Below are 21,541 nucleotides of genomic sequence, written 5' to 3' on the forward strand. Positions count from 1 at the left end.
ATCAAAGATAATTGATTATTGCAGGCTTTGGGGACACCATATTAACAGGGTGCGTCAGATTGAGAAAATCCGTTAATTGTGCCAAATTATCGAGTCTGACGTGGTTGGCGAGCTTGCCGAACCACACCCTACAAAAGACTATAGAAATTAGACATGATTATGAATCCAAGATAATTGGTTATTGCAGACTTTTGGGACAACATAAACGAGGTGTACATGAAAAAAACCAATGTTTTTTCACCATTGTCTAGTCCAATACTGTTTGATACAGAAAGTAATGCGACTAGGCAATACTTACAGGCAATGGAACGTTTATTATTAGTAGTTCAAGACCTTTCTCTTGCCCGTAATTTAGACAGGATCATGGAAATTGTGCGGGTAGCTGCACGAGAATTAACGGCATCAGATGGAGCTAGTTTTGTACTTCGAGACAATGGTTTTTGTTACTATGCTGATGAGAATGCGATCGCACCACTCTGGAAAGGTCAGCGATTTCCTATGGATATTTGTATTGGTGGTTGGGTAATGTTGAACCATCAACCTGCAATTATTGAAGATGTAAGTGTTGATGAGCGTGTTCCTTATGTTGCCTATCAACCTACATTTGTCAAAAGTATGGTTATGGTTCCAATCCGCACTCAAGAACCAATAGGAGCTATTGGAACTTATTGGGCAACTTTCCATCAGCCTACTTTAGAAGAAATCAAGGTGTTGCAGGCATTGGCAGATATTACATCCATAGCGATTGAGAATGTAGAAGTTTATTCACAATTAGAACAGCGAGTAAAAGACCGTACTATTGCTCTAGAACAAGAAATTGAGGAACGAAAAGCTGCTCAAGCTGAAGTGCTGCATCTATCTCTAACTGATGAGTTGACAGGATTATACAATCGGAGAGGATTTTTCGTATTAGGGGAACAACAGTTAAAATTAGCCCAACGAACTCAAATTCCTACTTGTTTAATGTTCATTGATTTAGATGGACTCAAACAAATCAATGATCAATTAGGACACGAATTTGGTGATTTTGCTATATTGGCATTTGCAAATTTAATCAACCAAACTTTTCGTAGCTCCGATACCTTGGGCAGATTAGGGGGTGATGAATTTGTACTACTTCTGCAAAATAACGACCTTAATGTTGAGGTAATGATCCAGCGACTACAATCTTCTATTGATAAGTATAATCAGTCCGGCGATAAGCCGTTTGTTTTGTCAATGAGTGTAGGGGTGGTGGATTATAACCCTAATGAACCAGTTCCTTTAAGTCATTTAATTACTTTGGCTGATGAACTGATGTATAAACATAAACGTGCCAAGAAAAAAGGTTGTATAACAACGTGATTTCAATTATTTAATTATTTTTACCCTGCCTTTACAGGTGCTTGTAATAGTTCAATATCTCGAATTAACAGTATCCCTGGACTTTCAAATTTAACACTGATCTGAATGTTCATAGGATCTGTTTCTTTCTTAAAATAAGCACGTACTTCATAAAAGCAGAAATCATCACTCACTGAAACGCCTTTAAACCAGCCTTTTGTTGTTGTCCACTCTCCTTTTTTGCTGAACCCTAAACTTACATTAATTGATTGTGCCGCATTTACAGCTTTAGCAGAAAACTGACAAGCAAGAACACATTCTTTAAGATTGGGTTCTGGGACTTCAAACAAGATCACATTCCGTAGAGTTTCTGTTGTATTGAAAAAAGGTTGATTTTCATCTTTATAGGCTTCTATTTGCAAATTTTCTCCTGCTACAGCAATACCTCCTTTTGTAATTGTAGGTTCTGTAATCGGAAATTTATAAATCGTTGTAAAAGGTGCTGCGGGTTCGGGAATAGCAAGAAGTTTTTCTAATTCACCAACTCCTTCCTTAACTTTAGATTCAACAAAATCTTTTAAATTGTTAAATAGGTTGTCAAACATAGTAAAATTCCTCTCAAAAAGATATCATTATTTGCTGGAATTGGTATTACTAAATAACCAGGAAAGAAGATTGGCAACTGTAGCCACACCAAAGGAAAATAGGGCTATAATCATCATCAGTTAAACTCTTCCTCGTTGTCGCTCTTGCTCTCTCTGGTTAATCTGGAGTTGAAGGCGATTATATAAATTAACTTGAGGATCAGAATGGCTAATGCAAGCAACTAAAGCATAACGTTGCATTTCAATTTCATCTGGATTTGCCCATTTACGGTTACAACTCACCACTAGAGTCATGTTTCCGTCTTTATATTTTGTGGAGTTGGGAAATATTTGTACTTGCCCCCTTTGCACTGTTCCTTTCTTACGAATAGTAGACCCTGGGGATAAATCGACCAAGATGCCAAAACCATGTTTTTCCTTTAAGTTGTCCAGTGAAATTTCCGTAAACTTATCAGGTGAGCTTGTTTTACTAGCATCTACATAAGCACTCACGATTTTTTCATAATCAATTCCTTTGAAAAGATTAAATTCCATTGTGACTCCTAAATATGAGTCTCCACGAGTTGGACGAGTTGGAGGGTCAAAAGCCAAGGTGATTGATAGTGTGCGAGTACCTTTTACATCAAAAAATTCAGGTGGTAATTGGGGAATTTCATAAATATGAAACTTGCCTACTGGAATCAAGATATTATCTTCTGATAGAACAACGTAGTTCTCAGCAGAATACATTGCACGTTCTAAATCAGTTTGTCCATAGCCATAAATTGCTAACTGCTTTTCAATTTGTTTTGTCTTTTCACCCTGAGATTGTTTACTGTTCCATTGAAATTGGTCTGGTATTTCTTTAGGAAGAACCGCAGAGTTGACAATCAATGCTCGAATGAGGTTAGAACTGGCATTTGGATATTTTGTAAAAAGTTGAGCAGCAATGTTAGCCACACGAGGTGCAGCAAAACTTGTACCACTACAGAACAGTTAGTGCGATCGCAGAAGTTGCTGGATCAATAATTCGAGCAGTTTTATTCAGTAAATAATTTGGGTAGTCAGTCAGTAGTTGCTCATCTGATCTTGCTTCTTCATGAGGTGGGTTAGTATTTCCCGCTGAAATTACAAAAATAATGTTTTTGTTTTGGTATTGATAAGCAATTTCATCTATCTTTGCCGCTAATCGAAACTGCTTCATTCCATCTATATAAAATTGATCATCATCACCCAGAGATATATTGATAACTTTACAGTTATGGTAATTATCCACAAAAGCCTTAATTGCTTGATCCAGTTGATTTTCTAAGAGAATATCTTCATAGTATTTGCAGTTTTCATCTGTCACACGAGCAGAAAATAACCAAGCAGTTGGCTCAAATGAAAGTTGTTTAATGCAGCTTTCAATATTTCCATAAATGGCAATGCCAGCAACACTTGTACCATGTCCATGTACATCATTTGCACCACTTTTTATTAATTGCTGTCCTGGATCTGGAAATACATCAGCTTCACCCAGCACTGGAGCAATTAATGGATGACCACTCTGTACACCTGAGTCTATAACAAGAATGCCGCAATTCTCTTGAGGTGGAGAAACAACTTCAGGGAAACTAGAAATTGGTAAATTATAATCAGCATTTCTTTCAAATGCAGGTTGAGAAGGACGATCAATTTCTTTGACGATTTCTACTTCTAACAAAAGCTCTAAAGCTTCCTGAGTGACTTTAATTCGAGCTATACATAGATAATCACCAACGTATCTATCACTCATTCTCATAGGAGCAGTATCGCTGGGTAAACTCTCTAGCACCTCGGCAATATCATCTAAATACTTTTGCATTTCCTTGCGATCCCCTGTGTGCCAGAGTTCCAAATCTAAAGCAACAAGTTCATCTGCTTCTACAGGCTTTATTTCTAACAGACGACCAATGCGATCTTCGCGTTCGAGGGGAACTAACTCATCAATTGCCCCTAAATATGAATATTCAGGTCCTGCCGTAATTTGACTGTAATTTTCTAAACGTTTCCTAAATTCTTTTAGCTCACTGTCAGAAGAGAAAACGACAATCGCTTTGTTGGGTTCACGTGCTAGAATATTTAGTCCTGTTTTAGTCAAATTATCGTCTGAAAAAGATCCTTCTTTAGCAACTTTGATCTTAAAAATCAATTTTGGGTCAAGACGGAAAGGGTTGCTCTTTTGCTTGATAGGTTCAGTCAGGCTATAAATTTGATCTAATAAATTCTTACCGTGTTCAATGAAATCAGTGCGTTTTTCACCACCCCCACCACCACGAGATCGTCGTCGTGGTAATTCGATGTTAATTCTTCTCGGTAATTTTAGGTGTTCAAATTGACTTACCATTAGGACTCGACGTAAATAATTATTTTGAGTTTGCTATTATACTTTGCCTTTCTAAAAAACGCCCTATCGCAACGTCTAAATCATCAGCAGTTAAGGTACGCTCACTCCGCAGAATCACGGATTTAATTGCATCAGAACAGATACGTTCTATATCTGCACCAGTAGCATTCTCAAGCCGAGTAGCAAAGACAGATAGATCTATAGCAGTATAACGGATACCAGACAGATAGCGACTCAAAAGAGCCGTTCTTAGTTCAACCGTTGGGTTATCGAAGAAAATTACCTCATCAAATCGTCGCCAAACTGCACTGTCCAATAGTTTCTCATGATTAGTTGCTGCAACAAATATACTTTGATTAGTTGCATTATCAATGAGTTGTAACAGGCTATTCACTAAGCGTTTGACTTCACCATGTTCATTTAAGTTATCTCGATCACGAGCGATCGCATCAAACTCATCAAACAAAACTAGCCATTCACCTTTTTCAATATATGTAAAAATTTTCTGAAGATTGGTTGCAGTTTCACCCAAGTAAGAAGAAAATACGGCTGTTAAATTCACGTAAACCAGTGGTAGCCCCAAAGCACTGGAAAGGATTTTTGCTGTTTGGGTTTTACCACAACCAGGTGGTCCACAAAAGAGCAATTTGTTTTTGGGCTTGAGGTTATAGGCTGCAAGGATGTCCTGTTTACGGTTTTCGAGGACTATTTCTTGCAAAATATCGAAAATTTTCTCACTGAGGACAATGTGATCCCATGTCAGATCGAACTTCTTTACCTCAAGTAAGGCCAGTCCAGTATCCTTATCTTTAGGCGGTTCAGGAAACTGATTCCAGGGAGTTATGTTAGCGGCTAGAGGTTTGGTGTATCCATTCCCATTGTGAAGCAGTTTTTCCAAATCTCTAGCCAGCAGGATATGGTTTTTATTTTTTTCTTCTTCAATAAGTTCCATAGCCGCAGCCAAAAACTCCTCTCTCTCATTGCGGGAGAAGCTTCTGAAGAGCTTTCGGAGGGTTTCGCCACGTGCCATAGTTTAGAATCAGTATGCATTAGATACCCTATGTACCTAATCTAGTATAGGACTTTTGTACTAATAAAGATATCCGGGCAAACAGCTTATAGTAGCACTGAAATATTACACTTGAGAGCAATGATTTCTCAAGCTTAGATTGCCTGACTAATTTTTTGATAAAACAGTTCTTGAATTGTTAGGATATTCGTTAAAATCCGCTACTTAGTAGTAATACAGATAAATATGCCTATTTACGGTGCTGATGCGATTAATGTTGAGGGTGTGAATGGGGAAAGATACTGGTTCCATGAACCACACTCTTACACTGGTGTAGCTGATATTGATGAACGATTAAGTGGGTTTCCCGTGGCTGTTTTTCTTCCTAGCCATCGACCTGTACAGAATACACCCTTAATAATTGGCTTACAGGGAATGTGTGCGCCATATAGCTGGAATGAATTTTATTGTCCCAACGCTGACACAGATGGGCATAGCTGTGGCTTTATTTGATACACCCTTTGCAGGTGAACGTAGTTTGGTGCGGACATCTACTGCGGTGGTGGAAAACGAAATTAAGCCTTTAGTTGACAGAGGGATTCCATTTAATACAGAACTTTTATCGAAAATATTTCAACAGACAGCCGTAGATATTACCAAAATTCATCAATTTTGCTGTGAAAGATATGGTCTTAATAGCCGTTTGGGTTTGTTTGGGGTGAGTATGGGAGTTTTATTTAGTTCCTATGCTTTTACTGCTCATGGGATTGGGGAAAGGTTATTAGGTACAATTGGCCATGCAAATCTCCAAACTTTTGCTAGTAGTTGGGGTTATTCGATTTTGCCAGATTTAGCTGCTTCTGGTTTGGGAACATTAGCAGAAAATATTTTGGCAAAAGTGCAACCACAATTAAAACCTGTGGTGCAGATGCTCAAATTAGCTAAAGATTTGAAATACCCTGATAAATATGCTCAAATCTGCAATCCGATGACTTATATTGAGCAAGTTAAAGCACCGCGACGGGTGAGATTTTTAGTAGGTGCTAATGACCCGATTGTGAGTGTTAAAAATGCTCAAGCTTGCGCTCGATGTTTCCCTGATGGTGATTGTTATGTAGTGCCGGGTTTAGGACATGGAAACAGAAAATCGGGTCCGACATTTGTTGATCATGTCCGTTACTTTTTGGGGACGCAATTGGGTGATTGGTAGTTTATGGATTGCGGCAGAATTTGCGATCGCCATCATGTTCAGGATATTGCCAAGAATAAGCAAAATGACTCACTCCCTTCAGTTGAGGCGAAAATTGGCGTAGTGCTTGCATTTGCGCTTCTAAGGATGGACGATTACTAATTGATTCTCCCCATTTACCAGCTAAAGCTGGAATCACATTTGTACCTGGTTGTGCTGCACTTAAAACCCGTTGTACTTGTGTCGCAATACAACTAGCATTATTATCTCCACAGGTTGCATAGGCCATAGGATGCCATTCCAAAGAACTAGGAAAACGATCCCAAGGTTGTAAACGGGAATCATAACCTTGTCCTACAGCTTGATTACCATCAGAGAAAAACACTGCCCCGGCAGGAATACCTTGCTGCTGTGCTGGGTAACTAGCTAAAGCGACAAAATCTATTATTCCTTGCATAGCATGGGCTACAGCCAATTGCCACAACTCCAATTGCAGAATTTTTTGTCTGTCGGTTGCTGATAATAGAGACTTTTGCGCTGGTGGAATATTGCGTCCTTCCCAAAGCGGTTCACCTTCTTGAGGATAAAGTTTATCGACTTGACCTATATCTCCTGCGGTGATGTATCCCCTACTTAAAAAGCGACGAATTAATTCCAATCCTTTAGCATTTTTAGCGCGGCGAAATAAAGCTTCTTGAGTTGCTGGAGTAAATAACCATAAATCGGAAACTTTAGTGGCTATGGAATCGCTTCCAGCTTGTCGGGGATAGCGCACATAGTCAAATAACATCCCATCTGGCCGACGACGCAGGATTTCTTGTACCATGCGGTAATAATCGGTTTTTGCTTGGGTGTTGTAGGGGTCAATAAATATTTGAGAACGGTTATCTACAACCTCTATACTGTTTTGGCCTTTACCATTGCGAGCGATCGCGTCTTGTCTACTAGGAATCTGGCTGTAAGTATAGCCAAAATTCATGGTAAACATCCAAGCATAAACCTTCAAACCGCGTTCTTGCCCTTTTTTGATCGCTACATCTAGCAAATCAATCCTTTCTGTACCAACAGTCCGAATTACCGCCGGCCAAACTGTCGGATTAGCTGCTGCTGGTAATAACACCTGTCCGTCATAAAATGCTTCTAAATAAACTTGGTTATAACCACGGCTGACAATTCGATCCATAATCTGATCAATTGCTCCCGGCTGAGTGTCACAGGGATACAAACGCAACCAAATAGCTTGAGTTTGCGGCCAATTACGTGTGCGGCAATTTTGTAATTCTTGTGCGTGTTGTTTGACAAGTTTTTGATAGCGGCGTTGGTGATCTTTCTTGCCTTTAAGTGCTGACAACCGGAGGTTTTCTTTTTCTTGGATTGCTTTGGCAGATAACTGACAATATTGGCTTATTTGCGCTCCTGCTGGTTGAATCCCCACGCTGGGGATTAATAAACTACTGCTAAAAATGAGAGTGAACAGACTTCGCCAAAATAATATTGGTTTTGTAAATTTCAAGGGACGTTCAGACATATACAACAGTAAATTGACGAAACAATTATCGACTCTAAATAATGAATTAAGAGCCATATTTCTCAAACTTTCTCTTTGAGTAATCAGGATAAAAGCTAACTTTTATAGACTTATAAATTCTTATTTTCGTTGCCAAAATTATTGATAAAAATACAGTTTCAACCCTATGTTTAACTAAATTTGTTATGGAGTAGCCAAGAGTCAAAAATGCAAAGTCAAAACTTGGAACTTTGAATTTTTAGCTCTTGACAATAAGATAGGTGATCGTTAACTACCACGCTTTAGTGCTATTTCTACGAGGTTTAACTCCTTCTCTAGACGAGTTTTGAGCTTTTCTGGGACGGGACGATTTGGGTAAGAACTGTAGTGTCCAGCTAAAGCGTTGAGGGCTGTTCGCATGGTTGTAAAGGAGCTAAGGGCGGAAACAGAAGAATTAGCTCGTTGGTAGCGAGCAGAAAAGTCATTAATTTGTTGACGTGCGACTGCTTGAAGTTCTGCTTTATTGGGAGATTCTTGTGATACATCTAGAGCCTGTCTCATTGTATTAACTAGAGTCAAGGTATCTTGACGATAATCCCCAGTCAAACCATCAGGAGTACCTGAACAACCCATTAAGCCGATGCTTAGAACCAAAACTAGGGCAAGTAGACGCGACCAATAACGCTTCATATGCATTAATTAAAACAATACGTAAATTAACGTCCATCCTATCTCGGATTGGTATCCTGGGGATAGGGTGAGAAGAAAGGGAGCAGGGAGCAGGGGGCAGGGAGCAGGGAGCAGGGAGCAGGGAGCAGGGAGCAGGGGCAGGGAGCAGGGAGCAGGGAGCAGGGAGCAGGGAGCAGGGAGCAGGGAGCAGGGAGCAGGGGAAGAGTTTTACCAATTACCAATTACCAATGACCCATTACCTATTACCACTTTTCTGATATAAAGTATTCCGTTCTTGGTAAGGTTTTTTTAGCGAAGCGATCGCTTTTTGTAAGGTTTCAACCTCCATACAAGTGCCACCTATAGCCCCGGCCATGGTGGTGATATGTTCTTCCATCAATGTGCCACCGATATCGTTGCAACCCCAAGTTAATGCTTCTATCGCTCCGTCTAGCCCTAATTTTACCCAACTCGGTTGATGGTTAGGGATGCAATTTCCTAAATAAATTCTCGCTACAGCAGTTAGTAATAATGCATCCTTTAAAACTGGTTGATCTCGTCCCACACGACGACGTAAGGATTTAGGCGCTTCTTGTCCCACAAATGGTAAGACAATAAATTCTGTAATTCTGGCTGGGTATTCTTGCTCGATCGCATTTTGTTGGAGCGATCGCAATTTTTCTAAATGTCCAATTTGTTGTTCGGGGGTTTCAATATGCCCAGATAACATGGTGCTAGTGGTAGGTACACCTAATTTATGCGCTGTACTAACGATTTCTAGCCACGTAGCCGTGTCAATTTTTTCTGGACATAGCACCCTGCGTACCTCATCATCCAACACCTCAGCGGCTGTTCCTGGCATGGAACCAACGCCAGCATCACGCAAAGCTGTAATCACCTCAGCATAGGTAATTCCGTCTAATCTGGCAATAAATTGGACTTCTTGGGGAGAAAATGCGTGTAGATGTAGCTGGGGAAACTCTTGCTTGATGGTTTCTACTAATTTGAGGTAATAAGGCAAAGATTTACCGTGGATTTGTGCTTGCGGGTGTAATCCCCCTTGCATACAAATTTCCGTTGCTCCCCGACGCACCGCATCTGTAGATTTCTCCAGAATTTGCGCCCAACTTAACCAGTATGCATCAGTATCACCATCATCCCGCCGAAAAGCACAAAAACTACAATGCTGTTCACAGATGTTGGTAAAATTAATGTTGCGATTAATTACATAAGTGACTGCATCACCAGCTTGAGTGCGACGAAGTTGGTCAGCAGTAGCTCGAATAGCTGCGATCGCTTCTGGGTCTTTTTGTTTCAATAGCATAACACCATCTGACGGTGATATATTATACCCCAATAAAGCTAAATTCAGAATTTCATCAATAGTTATAGTAGGCACAGTTCATCAAGCGTAAACTACTTATTTAATTTTTGCAATAAATTAAAAAATTCAACTTGTAATGTTATATTAGACACTAACCTTTTGATTATGCTAAGTCTTGTACAAAATTGACTATTCTAAGTCTAATCATAATCCAATAACTTTACTATCTTGACATATCAGCAGCAATTTATCTGCCTCTTTGGCTTTTTGTGTATAAATTTAGATCTTTGTAATCAAGACTGAAAATGATTGAATTCACTTGATATTGACAATAATCATCCTTTTATTAGCGTATGTATAAATTAAAAGTAAATGCACCATTATTAATAATCTTATCCGGTGTGATTTTTTCTCTATACTTGCTATCTCAAATCCCAGATGAAATTTACTATAGCGGTGATGGTGGACTCAAAGCATTATTAGCTAAACAAATTAGTTCTGGTAAGCTGCAATTTAATTTAGATCTGCCTGCACCGCAATGGGTACATGATCTCTGGAATCATGGACTATATCCTTTTGAAGCACCATTTAGTTATAAAATTTCTAATCTTTACTATATAACATTTCCGTTTACATTTCCCCTCGTCACCGCACCATTTTATGCCCTTTTCGGTTTTAGAGGTTTTTATATAATTCCTCTCATTTCTACATGGTTCATCTGGTTGAGTTTTTATCGACTTTGCCAATTTTATAAACTAGATCAACTAATAACAGCCATAGGATTACTCACTCTAATCTTCGCTTCTCCACTAACTATGTATAGCGCCATGTATTGGGAACATACACTCGCAGTATGTTTAGCTTTCAATGGGTTGCAGATTATGTTAACTAAAGGTGCAAAAGATTTTTCTACAAAAAATTCAGTCTTCAGTGGCATATTAATTGGTTTATCAGTCTGGTTTAGACCCGAATTTCTGGCATTAGTGGCTATTGTAATTATGTTAGTTATTACATCATATGGCAATTCTATTGGATTGATGAACGGAATTTTGAAACCGAACCGCAGAGACGCAGAGGAAGATAAAAAAGGGGTGTTTACATCTTATTTAGGATCGCTATATATAATTCAACTCGATTTAATAACTATTATCAAAAGCAAACAAATAATATTTCTTACTAGTCTAATATTAACTGTATTGTGTTTCTTTGCTTTAAATAAGCTTATTTATAACCATCCATTAGGCGCTCATGCTTTCCAAGTAGTAGAAAATTTTTCATTGCAAGCAAGACTATTAAAATCTGTGAAATTTTTTAATGAACTTAAAAACGATTTGCCCGCATATTTCCCTATTATATATTTTGCCATTCCAGTCTTGGTGATTTCTTTATTTAGGAAAAATATCAATTTTACTCCAGCAATTAAACAAATATTATTAATATCCATTTTATTCCTTTGTTTAGTACCTGTACTCATTCCTAGTGACGGAGGTAAACAATGGGGATCGAGATTTTTATTAATCCTCATCCCATTACTTAATTTCATCGCTATATCTTGTTTGGATAGAACATGGAAGATTAAAAAATTTGGAATAAGATATATTAGCAGTGGTATTTTTGTAACTTTATTTATACTTGGATTTCACCTCAATACAATTCAAGGTACTATAAATTGTTACCAGAAAGGCAAAATGGAAAATCTGGCTGTACTTAATTTTTTACGGAAAGATAGTAATAAAATTGTAGCTGTTGCTAACCAGTATGTTGGTCAAAGTTTTGAAACCACTTTCAAGCAAAAAACCTTTTTTCTGACTAAACAACCTGATGATGTGAGTAAATTAGGTTTGGCATTGCATGAACAAAGCTATGAAAAATTTATTTATATATGTCCTGTTTATGATAAATGTTTTTCTTCCCCACAAATACCTGATAAATTAGAACTGTCTGCAAACAATAAAAATTTAACTATTCAACTCAAAAAGATCATCCAAAATAACAGATACAGAATAGAAGAAGCCGCAATTATTGAAAATCAACAAAAAGCCTGATTTATGAAAATAAGTAAATTAAAAAAATGAAAACAAACTCACCAGTTAATCACCTAAAAAATCTTTTATCTGTAGAAAAGATATCTCTGATTGTTATTGCTTTAGCAGTTTTGCTGCGAATTATCAATCTGGGAACTAGAGAATTTTGGTATGACGAGGTTTTATCATTATTGCTTTCTACTAGTAAAAACAATGCCTACAAAATGCCTGGAGATGCACCAGTAGTATTGGCAGAATATACATCCTTATTACGTTTACCTGTTGAGTCCGGGGTCCGTGACTTTTTTTTAACTATCAGGGATTTAATTAAAAATCTATTAGGAGGAGAACCTCATCCACCAATATTCTTTTTAAGTCAGCATTTTTGGCTGCGTCTTTTTGGCAACAGTGAAGCAGCAATGAGGAGTTTAAACACCTTAATTAGCATTGCCGCTATGGGTGGTGCTTATGGTTTAGGAAAGTTTATTTTAGGACATCGGGGCGGATTGTTTTTGGCAGCACTGTTAGGAATTAGTCCTTTTTACTTATTTCATTCTCTCAATTTCAGGATGTATGCCCCCCTGGTATTGTGGGCAGTATTAAGTGCATGGTCACTACTGCATCTTATTGAACAACAAAATTCTCAAAATCCCCAAAGTCGTCGTAGTCAAATCTTCTGGAATGGACTTTTAATTATCTCTAGTGCTGCTGGTTTGATGACTTTCTATTTATATGCCTATTGGCTAATAGTTTTAGGAGTATTGGTACTCTATTTAGATAGAAGACATTGGTTACAGCACGGTTTGCGCTTAGGTTCTGGAGTTTTATTAACCATGCCTTGGGTGTTGTGGGGTACAATCAAGCAACTTCGTAATGCTGATTTAGATCGTTTTGGTAAAGCCAAGTCTACATTACCTCCCTTGTTAAGACACTTACAGGATTTTACTAACACCTTGGGTACTGACGTACTTATAGGAGATTGGGCAAGTAGTTTAGATCCTATGATTATTACTGTAGCTGGTAGTTTGGTAATCTTGCTATTTTTAGCCTTTAGTATTCATCTCTGGCGAAAAGGTGAACAGAAAAACTTAGGTACAGTTTTAATATTAGGAATTTTGCCGTTATTACTAGCTTTGTTAGTAGATATCACTACGAAAAAGTTTACCTTGGGTTTTGGGTTTGGCAGGACAATGATCATTATTGTCCCAGGCTGTTTATTATTAATAGCTTTGTGGGTAGAAAAAGCAGTTGCTAAACAATGGCGTGCCTTGGTAGCTGCTGGTGTGTTGTTAGTGTATCTGACTATTAGCGTTGGTGACTTGAGTTTGCGACATCGTTCCGTTTTTCGTCCAGTTGCCGAATTAATTGCCCAAGACGCAAATCAGCCGACATTAATTGCTATGAATTCTAAAGCTTGGGGTCATGTTATGCGTGTGGCTTATTATGTTCCCACCGAGTATCCTGTCATGTTTCTTTCTCAAAAGCCGTCAGAACTAGCTACTTCTTTAGAAAAAGTGCTGAGGGAAGAACCAACGAAATATTCTCGGATCATTTGGTTAGACAGTGCTAATCCTTTATGGTCACGTTTAAAAACACCAGCGGAAGTAGAAAGGGAACAACAAAAAATTCAACAAGTTTTGTCATCTCAATTTCAGTTAAAAAATACTCAAAATCTATTAGGTACGATGACCCTTGACGGATTTACTGCCAAGCTTTACACTCGTTCCCTGAGTCAAGAAGCTAAAAAATATTAGGCAATTTGAATTTGGCTTTAATTTGGCGATCGCATTGAGTCAGAGTATTTAGACGACGTTGGCAGGTGTAACGCGAACTTATCCTGTGCGTAAATGCCAGTTTAGCGGCTTTTTTTGGGTAAATTTTTGACTGGACTGGGAGTATTCCAACCTACATTCTGCACCCTCATATGTCAAAAAAGACTCCTCCGCAGAAAAATTGGGGATTGCCAATTTAATTAAATCAACCTAACAATGAAGAGAAAATTGCCAAAAAGCTGTTAGTTAATAACTAGTGACTTTTTGCCAAACAAGATTTTAATTGTAGACTGATTGTGATGAATATAGCTAATTTTCCGTGGCTGACGACGATTATTTTGTTCCCAATCGCCGCGTCACTACTACTTCCTATCATCCCAGATAAAGACGGCAAAACAGTGCGCTGGTATTCCCTGGTTGTCGGGTTGATAGATTTCGCACTGATTGTTTACGTTTTTTGTACTGGGTACGATTTCTCCAATCCCGATTTGCAACTGGTGGAGAGTTACCCCTGGGTTCCACAGCTAGGTTTGAACTGGTCAGTAGGGGTAGATGGCTTGTCTATGCCCCTAGTTCTCTTGACTGGATTCATTACCACCTTGGCAGTTTTAGCAGCCTGGCCTGTCACCTTCAAGCCGAAATTATTTTTCTTCTTGATTCTGGCTATGTATGGCGGTCAAATTGCTGTATTCGCTGTCCAGGATATGCTGTTATTTTTCCTGGTGTGGGAATTGGAACTTGTACCGATATACTTCCTGCTGTCGATTTGGGGAGGTAAAAAGCGCCAATATGCAGCGACCAAGTTTATTTTATACACTGCTGGTGGGTCGCTATTTATTCTGCTGTCTTCCTTGACAATGGGATTTTATGGCGATACAGTGACCTTCGATATGCGATCGCTCGCCCTCAAAGACTACGGCCTCAATTTACAACTTTTACTCTACGCTGGCTTCCTGATTGCCTACGCTGTCAAGTTGCCTATCATACCCCTCCATACCTGGCTACCAGATGCCCACGGTGAAGCTACAGCACCCGTGCATATGTTACTAGCAGGTATTTTGCTCAAAATGGGTGGTTATGCCTTAATTCGCATGAATGCCCAAATGCTCCCCGATGCCCACGCTTACGTTGCACCAGTGTTAGTGGTTTTGGGGGTAGTAAATATCATCTACGCTGCCTTAACATCCTTTGCCCAGCGTAACCTCAAGCGAAAAATTGCCTATTCTTCAATTTCCCATATGGGATTTGTTCTCATTGGTATTGCCTCCTTCACCGATTTAGGTTTAAGTGGGGCAGTTTTACAAATGGTTTCTCACGGACTAATTGGGGCAAGTTTGTTCTTCTTAGTCGGTGCAACTTACGACCGCACACACACCCTAATGCTAGATGAAATGGGTGGTGTTGGTAAAAGAATGCGGAAGATTTTCGCCATGTTTACAACTTGTTCAATGGCATCTTTAGCATTGCCAGGAATGAGTGGCTTTGTAGCAGAATTAATGATATTCGTTGGTTTTGCTACTAGCGATGCTTATAACCCGACATTCAAAGTTATCGTTATTTTCTTGATGGCAGTTGGTGTAATTTTAACGCCAATTTATCTGTTATCAATGTTGCGAGAGATTTTCTATGGTCAAGAAAACGAAGAATTAGTTTCTCACCAAGCTTTGATAGATGCCGAACCCCGTGAAGTATTTATCATCGCTTGTTTGTTGATACCAATTATCGGCATTGGTTTTTATCCCAAATTGCTAACACAAATGTACGACGCTACAACTGTACAATTGACAGCAAGATTGCGTGATTCTGTGCCAACTTTGACGGCAGAAAAAACAGTAGAAACGGTTTCTTTTAATGCGCCAATAATTGGTAATTAATTCGTAATTACAACTACGATTGATATTGAGGGTGGGTTTAATACCTGCCCTTTTTTATCACTGATTTAACAGATTTAAGGATTTCACGGAATCAAGGACTTTTTGCTAACTGTAAGGGTTTAAGACTCCTAATGTATGACGTGTTTAACATAAATATTTTTCCAGATAGATGTGTTAGTTACACAAATAATTGATATATATTGCTTTGCATAATTTTTGAAATTTTAAAATTATCTAATCAAAAATTTGAATTTACTGACATACACCTGTATTGTTGCCATAACTGTTTCTCTAGAAACAGTAACTTGTTTTCTAAGTTAGTTAGAATCTATGGAAACCATCTAAATATCCCTAGGAAAATTTTAGAAATATATGATGAATATTCAGATGTCTCTTTACCATTAACACAAACCTATATTTGTGTTCTATAAAACCGAGATAATTACTGGATGTTTATTTAAGTAAAAGTTATGAAACCAACTAGTTTTCCTGGTATAATTTACCTTAAGTATGCAATACTGTGCCGCTATCATGCAGATGGATTGGATTAGCTTACTCAAAGCTCAACAAACTGACTTTCTACAACGTGTGAAAAAACCTAAAACTGCTGATCTTTCTCTTCTAGAAGGGCAAGTAAAAGGTTGTCATAGTGAAATTGTAGCATTTTGCGGTGAGCCATTGGCCAAAATAGTAGAATGTTCGCGCCAACAAGCAGAAATTCTCGCTAAAAATCCGCCACCAATACCACCAGAATATCCTGAACCACCTGACTGGATAATTCCCTTTCCTAAATATTTTCAACTGCAAGCAGAGGATTATCTGGTTCGAGAACAAATTGTCGATCAATTGATGACAGAAAGGTTAGGTAAATTGGTTAAAAAAGTGCCGCAAGACACTTTGAAAAATATGGTCTTAGATGATGAAGGAAATTTACGTGGTGAAAGTAAATTTACTTATTGGTTAACTAGTAATCCAAAAATTAGTATTCAAGTTTATGTAGCAGATGGAGAAAGTTTCAACGGAATTAAAAAAGATAAAATTCGCTGGTCAGTTACTCAAGAAGATGTAAAAAATTACCAAGTTTTAATTTTTCTTTGCTTGTTGTATCCAGCAACGACTAAATTAGGCTACGAAAAGCAAACAGTCATGGCTGGTTTTTTACCAACACATCAACTTCAATTTACTGAACCAAAATTGTCTCTAAATCCTAGTAATTTATTGTATGCAGGAGGATTAAATTGGTATTTAGAATCCCTAAATGGCAAAAAAAATGATCTGCCCATAGAAGATGAAATCATCATCACAGAGACTATTCAAACTTTACCATCAGACCATCCGCAAAAGAGTATTATTGGTGAATGGGAATTTTGGCAGACTTTGAAAGGACACACTAGAGGTATTAACTGTTTAGCCTACACTGTTAAAACCGTGCCAATAGAAAGTTCTGGATATCAGTATGGTAAAACTGTGCCTATATTAGCTAGTGGTAGTCGGGGAGAAACGAAATTATGGGATCTAACCAAGGGTGAATTAATAGAAACTTTGTCAGAATATCCTTGGGTAATATCGGGGTTAGTAGATGAAATAAATTCCTTGACTTTTAGTGCAGATGGACAAAATTTAGTTAGTGTAGGTGCAGATTCTACTATTAAAATTTGGCATACTGGCGCACTAGATTTAATTGATATTTTGCATAAACATAATGGGAGTGTGCGTTGTGTTGCTTTTACTCCTGATGGCAATATGATAGCAACTGGTGGTGATGACAGAAGAATCTTGTTTTGGGATTTGTGCCATCGCCAAGTTAAAAAATCCCTATCTTTAGATGATACAGCTGCTCATTCAATGGTGTTAAGTCAAGATGGACAAATTTTGGTTACAGGTAGTTACCGTAAGATTAAAATTTGGCATACATCTTCTACAGTTAGTAATAAAAATGTTGAGGATACCCAACCTCTACATATTCTGATGGGTCATTCTCACATTGTTAGTTCTTTAGCAATTAGTGCTGATGCTAAATTTTTGGTGAGTGGTAGCCGCGATAAAACTATCAAAGTCTGGAATTTGGAGACAGGGAAATTAATTCACACTCTCAAAAGTCATAGAGATGGAGTGTATGCTGTAGCCCTCAGTCCCAATGAACAAATTATAGCTAGTGGTAGTTCTGATAAAACTATCAAATTGTGGCATTTAGAAACGGGTGAATTATTAGGCACTTTTACTGGTCACGCTAATACAGTTACAGCTTTAACTTTCACAGCTTCTGGAGAAATGTTGGTCAGTGGGAGTTTAGATAAGACGATTAAAATTTGGCAGAGAAGTTAAATTTAAAGGCGGAGGAGGATTGCACTTTCCCCCAAGTATCGCTTTTTACCTCACGCAGATAACACAGAGAACAGCGATATTCCATCAGTTTCTGATACTATAGAACATAGCATCAATATACTAAAATTTAATAAAAATGAAACTATGAACAATCATCAATCCATTACAAAAACATCCTCAACAACACCCTGGAATGATTTATTATTAGAAATTGCCCAAACTCCAGAAGAATATATACCCGAATTACTACAAATTGTCCGTTTATTTCGTCAAAATTTGAGCAAGAAACAGCAACTTTGATAATTACATAAAAACATAAATTAGACTGGCAAGCATTTATTAATCAAACGGCGGGAAGTTGTGCTGATGATCCAAATTACGTTTACCAACTCGAAAAACATCAACTAATTTATTATCGTCATCAATGGTGTATAAAATTCTGTATTCACCCTGATCAATACGACAACCTCCTTGATAACCTTTCAAAGCTGCATAGTCTTGAGGACGAGGATTACCCTGAAGGGAGAGAATTTTTGATACAACTTCTATGACTCAACTTATGATATAATAAATAAAATTTTCAGTAAAAAAATAAAGTCATGTTAAATTTAGAAAGAATTACATTTGATAGACAAATTATGGCAGGACAGGCTTGTATTCGAGGAATGCGAATACCTGTTTCTTTAGTGGTAAATTTAGTAGCTAATGGCAAACCTATAGAGGAAATTTTAGAAGAATATCCTGATTTAGAAGCTGAGGATATTCGTCAATCTTTACTTTATGCAGCTTGGTTGACTCAAGACAAGATTTATTCTATTAAAACTGCTTAACAATTAAATAATAAATAATCATAATTAAAATGAAGTTTTTAGCTGATATGGGAATTTCACTACGTACTGTATCTTGGTTGCGTAGTGTTGGTTATGATGTGGCGCATTTGAGTGAACAAGGTTTGCAAAAATTACCAGATCATGAGATTTTAATTAAAGCTTGTGCAGAAGAGCGAATTATATTAACTATAGATTTAGATTTTGCTCAACTTTTAGCTGTGAGTGGGGATAGTTTACCAAGTGTGATTTTATTTCGGTTGGGTAATGAAAATTATCATCTCATTAATCAATGTTTAACCGTAATTTTGAGTCAATGTCAGGAAGATTTAGAAGCGGGAGCCATTATTTCTGTAAATAATGAAACTTTTAGAGTTAGAAGATTACCTATATAAAAAAGCGATCGCCTAAAATAACCTATACTATCGCACTCCCTCAATTTCCCCACGATCTTTTTTTTACCTCATGCAAAGACGCAAAGGAAGAAGTTAGAGATCGCACTCCCTCAACATATCTGGAAAGTTAGCCCGCGCTTCACTTGCACTGATGACAGACATAGCGCCTCACAAAATTTATAGGGTTACATAAGATTATAGATTATTTGTCTGTTTTTAGCAAATTGTACAAAATTTAAGTTTTTGAGCGTTAGTCGAGCGATCGCACACCTTCCAACTTCCAAAACAGCGATACCTTCGGTCAGCTTCGCTATCGCACCCCCTCAACTCCCCAAACAGTGATCGCATCCCCTCAACTTCCCAAACAGCGATCAAGTTACAAATTTTTATAAACTTCATCATCATTGCGTTTACCAACTCGAAAAACATCGACTAATTTAGTATCATCATCAATGGTGTACAAAATTCTGTATTCACCTTGATCAATACGATAACCGCCTTGATAACCTTTTAAAGCTGCATAGTCTTGAGGGCGAGGATTACCCTGAAGTGATAGTATTTTAGAAACAACTTGTTTATATTGTTTTGGTTGTAAATCTAATAAGTCTTTTTCCGCAGTTTTCGCAATCCTCAATGTATATCGTTCACTCATTGGGGCGTTTTGCTATTATTTCTTCTATGGTGGTAAATCCTGTGTTTTCTTCTATTGCACGTCGCAATTTAGCAGAATCTATTGCATCTTCTATTGCTTCTAGTAGTTTTAAATCTTCAATACTAATCATCGCTACAGCAGGTTTACCATGACGCTGAATTAATATTCTTTCTCCACCATATTCTGCACGGTTCATAATATCTGGAAAGTTAGCACGCGCTTCACTTGCACTGATGACAGACATAGCGCCTCATAAAATTTATAGGGTTACATAAGATTATAGATTATTTGTATGTTTTTAGCAAATTGTACAAAATTTAAGTTTTTGAGCGATCGCACTTCCCAAATTTTGATATACTGATAATATACCAAAATAATCAAATCTAGGATTTTATGATTAATAATCACCAATACATTACAGCTAAATCATCAGCAAAACCCCGCAATGATTTATTACTAGAGATTGAACATACTCCAGAAGAATATATACCCGAATTACTACAAATTGTCCGGTTATTTCGTCAAAGTGTGACGATGAAACAGACATCTTTGAAAAACTGGGAAAATGCCATTAATGAAATTGATGCAATTAAAAAAGAACATAGAAAAACTAATATTAAAAGATTGTTTGAATCATGGAATGAATCAGATGAACAACAAGAAACTTTAGAAATTATTGAATCTATGAATGGTATTTCAATTTAAAATAAAATGAGTAAGGTTATTGTTTTAGATTCTGCACCTGTGGGATTAATTACTAATCCTAAAGCGAATCCTTTAGCTGTGCAATGTCAAGAATGGTTTTATAGTCTTTTTGAAAGAGGTTATGAAGTAATTTTACCAGAAATTATAGATTATGAAATTAGAAGGAAGAAGAGAAGAGAGAGCGATATTTCATCAATCTCTGGTAGTATAGAACATAGCATCAACAAAGCTAAATCAACATACTGAAATTTAGTAACAATGCAACTATGAACAATCATCAATCTATTACAGAAATATCCTCAACTACACCCTGGAATGATTTATTATTAGAAATTGCCCAAACTCCAGAAGAATATATACCAGAAATATTGGAAATTGTCCGTTTATTTCGTCAAAATTTGAGCAAAAAAACAGCAACTTTGATAACTATAGAAAAACATAAATTAGACTGGCAAGAATTTATTAATCAAACAGCGGGAAGTTGTGCTGACGATCCAATTATTCTGGATGATTTAGGTATTGATGATAGATTAGATGATAGTTTAGAAGAAATGATTAATTGTTAGGAATACAAACTGATGAAATATTTATTAGATAGTAATGTTTGTATTCAATATCTTAATCAAAGATCAGAAAATATTATTCAGCGTCTTCAAGATTTATCCGATATAAATATAGTAGTTTGTTCAATAGTGAAAGCTGAATTATTTTATGGTGCGATGAGAACTAATAATCCTGCGAAAACTCTGCAAAAGCAGCAGGAATTTTTAGACAGATTTGTTTCTTTGCATTTTGATGATAAATGTGCTTTGATTTATGGCGAAATTCGTAGTAAATTGGCTGCTAAAGGTACTCCTATAGGTAATAATGATTTACATATTGCTGCTATTGCAATGGCTAATAATTTAACTTTAATTACTCACAATACTAGAGAATTTAGTAGGGTTGATAATTTAAAATTGGAAGATTGGGAAATTTAATAAATACATATAAA

At 37.3% G+C, this 21,541-nt stretch carries 23 protein-coding genes and 1 pseudogene; 14 read left to right on the forward strand and 10 right to left on the reverse strand.

The window, feature by feature from the left end; genetic code table 11:
- The first annotated feature begins 216 nt into the window (after positions 1–216).
- Complete coding sequence (locus tag ACOWPH_RS07845; protein WP_015214858.1) at positions 217–1,344, forward strand: sensor domain-containing diguanylate cyclase; 1,128 nt, start codon at positions 217–219, stop codon at positions 1,342–1,344.
- Positions 1,345–1,364: 20 nt separating this feature from the next.
- Here ACOWPH_RS07845 and ACOWPH_RS07850 read toward each other — a convergent pair whose 3' ends face one another.
- The 4 genes from ACOWPH_RS07850 to ACOWPH_RS07865 all read right to left on the reverse strand — a co-directional run bounded on the left by ACOWPH_RS07850 (position 1,365) and on the right by ACOWPH_RS07865 (position 5,305).
- A complete protein-coding gene (locus ACOWPH_RS07850; RefSeq protein WP_015214859.1) occupies positions 1,365–1,928 on the reverse strand; it encodes a hypothetical protein in 564 nt (187 codons plus the stop codon).
- 120 nt (positions 1,929–2,048) lie between these two features.
- Entirely contained in the window at positions 2,049–2,867 is an 819-nt protein-coding gene (locus ACOWPH_RS07855; protein WP_244887746.1) for a hypothetical protein, read from the reverse strand.
- Between the two features lie 25 nt (positions 2,868–2,892).
- Positions 2,893–4,275, reverse strand: coding sequence for a S8 family peptidase (locus ACOWPH_RS07860; protein WP_242043163.1), 1,383 nt, complete (start codon positions 4,273–4,275; stop codon positions 2,893–2,895).
- A 19-nt stretch (positions 4,276–4,294) separates the two neighbouring features.
- Positions 4,295–5,305: an AAA family ATPase gene (locus ACOWPH_RS07865; RefSeq protein ID WP_015214860.1), complete on the reverse strand. Its 1,011-nt coding sequence runs from the start codon at positions 5,303–5,305 to the stop codon at positions 4,295–4,297.
- 225 nt (positions 5,306–5,530) lie between these two features.
- Here ACOWPH_RS07865 and ACOWPH_RS07870 point away from each other — a divergent pair, with 225 nt between their 5' ends.
- Together ACOWPH_RS07870 and ACOWPH_RS07875 are read left to right on the forward strand one after the other, a co-directional pair.
- On the forward strand, positions 5,531–5,797 hold the full coding sequence (locus tag ACOWPH_RS07870; RefSeq protein WP_422665705.1) for a hypothetical protein: 267 nt from the start codon (positions 5,531–5,533) through the stop codon (positions 5,795–5,797).
- Positions 5,742–6,494 carry an alpha/beta hydrolase gene (locus tag ACOWPH_RS07875; protein ID WP_422665706.1) on the forward strand — a complete coding sequence of 251 codons (753 nt, stop codon included), beginning with the start codon at positions 5,742–5,744 and terminating at the stop codon, positions 6,492–6,494. Before ACOWPH_RS07870 ends, ACOWPH_RS07875 begins: the two co-directional genes overlap by 56 nt.
- Before the next feature lies 1 nt (position 6,495).
- Here the strand turns inward: ACOWPH_RS07875 and ACOWPH_RS07880 are convergent, their stop codons facing one another.
- From ACOWPH_RS07880 to cofH, 3 genes are all read right to left on the reverse strand, one after another.
- The gene (locus ACOWPH_RS07880; protein ID WP_042464999.1) at positions 6,496–8,001 is read right to left on the reverse strand and encodes a family 10 glycosylhydrolase; all 1,506 of its coding nucleotides are present in this window, start codon (positions 7,999–8,001) and stop codon (positions 6,496–6,498) included.
- A 267-nt stretch (positions 8,002–8,268) separates the two neighbouring features.
- Positions 8,269–8,670, reverse strand: coding sequence for a photosystem II protein Psb27 (psb27, locus tag ACOWPH_RS07885; protein ID WP_042465993.1), 402 nt, complete (start codon positions 8,668–8,670; stop codon positions 8,269–8,271).
- Positions 8,671–8,905: 235 nt separating this feature from the next.
- Positions 8,906–10,048: a 7,8-didemethyl-8-hydroxy-5-deazariboflavin synthase subunit CofH gene (gene cofH, locus ACOWPH_RS07890; RefSeq protein ID WP_015214864.1), complete on the reverse strand. Its 1,143-nt coding sequence runs from the start codon at positions 10,046–10,048 to the stop codon at positions 8,906–8,908.
- 278 nt (positions 10,049–10,326) lie between these two features.
- Between cofH and ACOWPH_RS07895 the strand changes: the two genes are divergently transcribed.
- The 5 genes from ACOWPH_RS07895 to ACOWPH_RS07915 all read left to right on the forward strand — a co-directional run bounded on the left by ACOWPH_RS07895 (position 10,327) and on the right by ACOWPH_RS07915 (position 18,268).
- On the forward strand, positions 10,327–12,018 hold the full coding sequence (locus tag ACOWPH_RS07895) for an LA_3751/LA_3752 family putative glycosyltransferase (RefSeq protein WP_015214865.1): 1,692 nt from the start codon (positions 10,327–10,329) through the stop codon (positions 12,016–12,018).
- Between the two features lie 26 nt (positions 12,019–12,044).
- Positions 12,045–13,751: a glycosyltransferase family 39 protein gene (locus tag ACOWPH_RS07900; RefSeq protein ID WP_015214866.1), complete on the forward strand. Its 1,707-nt coding sequence runs from the start codon at positions 12,045–12,047 to the stop codon at positions 13,749–13,751.
- A gap of 323 nt (positions 13,752–14,074) precedes the next feature.
- A complete protein-coding gene (locus tag ACOWPH_RS07905) occupies positions 14,075–15,643 on the forward strand; it encodes an NAD(P)H-quinone oxidoreductase subunit 4 (RefSeq protein WP_171815825.1) in 1,569 nt (522 codons plus the stop codon).
- 531 nt (positions 15,644–16,174) lie between these two features.
- Positions 16,175–17,968, forward strand: coding sequence for a WD40 repeat domain-containing protein (locus ACOWPH_RS07910; protein ID WP_015214868.1), 1,794 nt, complete (start codon positions 16,175–16,177; stop codon positions 17,966–17,968).
- A gap of 144 nt (positions 17,969–18,112) precedes the next feature.
- Positions 18,113–18,268 carry a hypothetical protein gene (locus ACOWPH_RS07915; protein ID WP_015214869.1) on the forward strand — a complete coding sequence of 52 codons (156 nt, stop codon included), beginning with the start codon at positions 18,113–18,115 and terminating at the stop codon, positions 18,266–18,268.
- A gap of 39 nt (positions 18,269–18,307) precedes the next feature.
- On the opposite strand, the pseudogene ACOWPH_RS07920 reads toward ACOWPH_RS07915, so the two are convergent.
- Positions 18,308–18,514, reverse strand: a pseudogene (locus ACOWPH_RS07920) (type II toxin-antitoxin system RelE family toxin); the annotation flags it as partial.
- A gap of 53 nt (positions 18,515–18,567) precedes the next feature.
- Between ACOWPH_RS07920 and ACOWPH_RS07925 the strand changes: the two are divergent.
- Positions 18,568–18,798 (forward strand): DUF433 domain-containing protein, encoded by a 231-nt coding sequence (locus ACOWPH_RS07925; protein ID WP_015214870.1) that lies wholly within the window; start codon positions 18,568–18,570, stop codon positions 18,796–18,798.
- A gap of 29 nt (positions 18,799–18,827) precedes the next feature.
- Positions 18,828–19,190 (forward strand): DUF5615 family PIN-like protein, encoded by a 363-nt coding sequence (locus ACOWPH_RS07930; protein WP_015214871.1) that lies wholly within the window; start codon positions 18,828–18,830, stop codon positions 19,188–19,190.
- Positions 19,191–19,566: 376 nt separating this feature from the next.
- Here the strand turns inward: ACOWPH_RS07930 and ACOWPH_RS07935 are convergent, their stop codons facing one another.
- Together ACOWPH_RS07935 and ACOWPH_RS07940 are read right to left on the reverse strand one after the other, a co-directional pair.
- Positions 19,567–19,842 carry a type II toxin-antitoxin system RelE family toxin gene (locus ACOWPH_RS07935; protein WP_015214872.1) on the reverse strand — a complete coding sequence of 92 codons (276 nt, stop codon included), beginning with the start codon at positions 19,840–19,842 and terminating at the stop codon, positions 19,567–19,569.
- Positions 19,835–20,086, reverse strand: coding sequence for a type II toxin-antitoxin system Phd/YefM family antitoxin (locus ACOWPH_RS07940; RefSeq protein WP_015214873.1), 252 nt, complete (start codon positions 20,084–20,086; stop codon positions 19,835–19,837). Before ACOWPH_RS07940 ends, ACOWPH_RS07935 begins: the two co-directional genes overlap by 8 nt.
- Before the next feature lie 149 nt (positions 20,087–20,235).
- On the opposite strand from ACOWPH_RS07940, the gene ACOWPH_RS07945 reads away from it, so the two are divergent.
- Genes ACOWPH_RS07945 through vapC form a run of 4 tightly spaced genes read left to right on the forward strand, consistent with a single transcriptional unit; the run spans position 20,236 to position 21,527 of the window.
- The gene (locus ACOWPH_RS07945; RefSeq protein ID WP_015214874.1) at positions 20,236–20,547 is read left to right on the forward strand and encodes a hypothetical protein; all 312 of its coding nucleotides are present in this window, start codon (positions 20,236–20,238) and stop codon (positions 20,545–20,547) included.
- Positions 20,548–20,553: 6 nt separating this feature from the next.
- On the forward strand, positions 20,554–20,793 hold the full coding sequence (locus ACOWPH_RS07950; protein ID WP_015214875.1) for a hypothetical protein: 240 nt from the start codon (positions 20,554–20,556) through the stop codon (positions 20,791–20,793).
- 20 nt (positions 20,794–20,813) lie between these two features.
- Positions 20,814–21,113, forward strand: coding sequence for a hypothetical protein (locus ACOWPH_RS07955; protein ID WP_015214876.1), 300 nt, complete (start codon positions 20,814–20,816; stop codon positions 21,111–21,113).
- A 12-nt stretch (positions 21,114–21,125) separates the two neighbouring features.
- Positions 21,126–21,527, forward strand: coding sequence for a type II toxin-antitoxin system tRNA(fMet)-specific endonuclease VapC (gene vapC / locus ACOWPH_RS07960; protein WP_015214877.1), 402 nt, complete (start codon positions 21,126–21,128; stop codon positions 21,525–21,527).
- Positions 21,528–21,541 lie beyond the last annotated feature (14 nt).

Origin of the sequence: Anabaena sp. PCC 7938 (assembly GCF_049315035.1) — a bacterium.
GTDB lineage: Bacteria > Cyanobacteriota > Cyanobacteriia > Cyanobacteriales > Nostocaceae > Anabaena > Anabaena cylindrica.

Excerpts from the sequence above, each read along its gene's own strand:
- ACOWPH_RS07900 (WP_015214866.1), top strand. The coding sequence starts at position 12,045 with ATGAAAACAAACTCACCAGTTAATCACCTAAAAAATCTTTTATCTGTA.
- ACOWPH_RS07950 (WP_015214875.1), top strand. The coding sequence starts at position 20,554 with ATGAGTAAGGTTATTGTTTTAGATTCTGCACCTGTGGGATTAATTACT.
- ACOWPH_RS07875 (WP_422665706.1), top strand. The coding sequence starts at position 5,742 with ATGAATTTTATTGTCCCAACGCTGACACAGATGGGCATAGCTGTGGCT.
- vapC (WP_015214877.1), top strand. The coding sequence starts at position 21,126 with ATGAAATATTTATTAGATAGTAATGTTTGTATTCAATATCTTAATCAA.
- ACOWPH_RS07880 (WP_042464999.1), bottom strand. The coding sequence starts at position 8,001 with ATGTCTGAACGTCCCTTGAAATTTACAAAACCAATATTATTTTGGCGA.
- ACOWPH_RS07860 (WP_242043163.1), bottom strand. The coding sequence starts at position 4,275 with ATGGTAAGTCAATTTGAACACCTAAAATTACCGAGAAGAATTAACATC.
- ACOWPH_RS07935 (WP_015214872.1), bottom strand. The coding sequence starts at position 19,842 with ATGAGTGAACGATATACATTGAGGATTGCGAAAACTGCGGAAAAAGAC.
- ACOWPH_RS07930 (WP_015214871.1), top strand. The coding sequence starts at position 18,828 with ATGAAGTTTTTAGCTGATATGGGAATTTCACTACGTACTGTATCTTGG.
- ACOWPH_RS07895 (WP_015214865.1), top strand. The coding sequence starts at position 10,327 with ATGTATAAATTAAAAGTAAATGCACCATTATTAATAATCTTATCCGGT.
- ACOWPH_RS07865 (WP_015214860.1), bottom strand. The coding sequence starts at position 5,305 with ATGGCACGTGGCGAAACCCTCCGAAAGCTCTTCAGAAGCTTCTCCCGC.
- ACOWPH_RS07850 (WP_015214859.1), bottom strand. The coding sequence starts at position 1,928 with ATGTTTGACAACCTATTTAACAATTTAAAAGATTTTGTTGAATCTAAA.
- ACOWPH_RS07915 (WP_015214869.1), top strand. The coding sequence starts at position 18,113 with ATGAACAATCATCAATCCATTACAAAAACATCCTCAACAACACCCTGG.
- ACOWPH_RS07940 (WP_015214873.1), bottom strand. The coding sequence starts at position 20,086 with ATGTCTGTCATCAGTGCAAGTGAAGCGCGTGCTAACTTTCCAGATATT.
- psb27 (WP_042465993.1), bottom strand. The coding sequence starts at position 8,670 with ATGAAGCGTTATTGGTCGCGTCTACTTGCCCTAGTTTTGGTTCTAAGC.
- ACOWPH_RS07925 (WP_015214870.1), top strand. The coding sequence starts at position 18,568 with ATGTTAAATTTAGAAAGAATTACATTTGATAGACAAATTATGGCAGGA.
- ACOWPH_RS07870 (WP_422665705.1), top strand. The coding sequence starts at position 5,531 with ATGCCTATTTACGGTGCTGATGCGATTAATGTTGAGGGTGTGAATGGG.
- ACOWPH_RS07845 (WP_015214858.1), top strand. The coding sequence starts at position 217 with ATGAAAAAAACCAATGTTTTTTCACCATTGTCTAGTCCAATACTGTTT.
- ACOWPH_RS07955 (WP_015214876.1), top strand. The coding sequence starts at position 20,814 with ATGAACAATCATCAATCTATTACAGAAATATCCTCAACTACACCCTGG.
- ACOWPH_RS07910 (WP_015214868.1), top strand. The coding sequence starts at position 16,175 with ATGCAGATGGATTGGATTAGCTTACTCAAAGCTCAACAAACTGACTTT.
- ACOWPH_RS07945 (WP_015214874.1), top strand. The coding sequence starts at position 20,236 with ATGATTAATAATCACCAATACATTACAGCTAAATCATCAGCAAAACCC.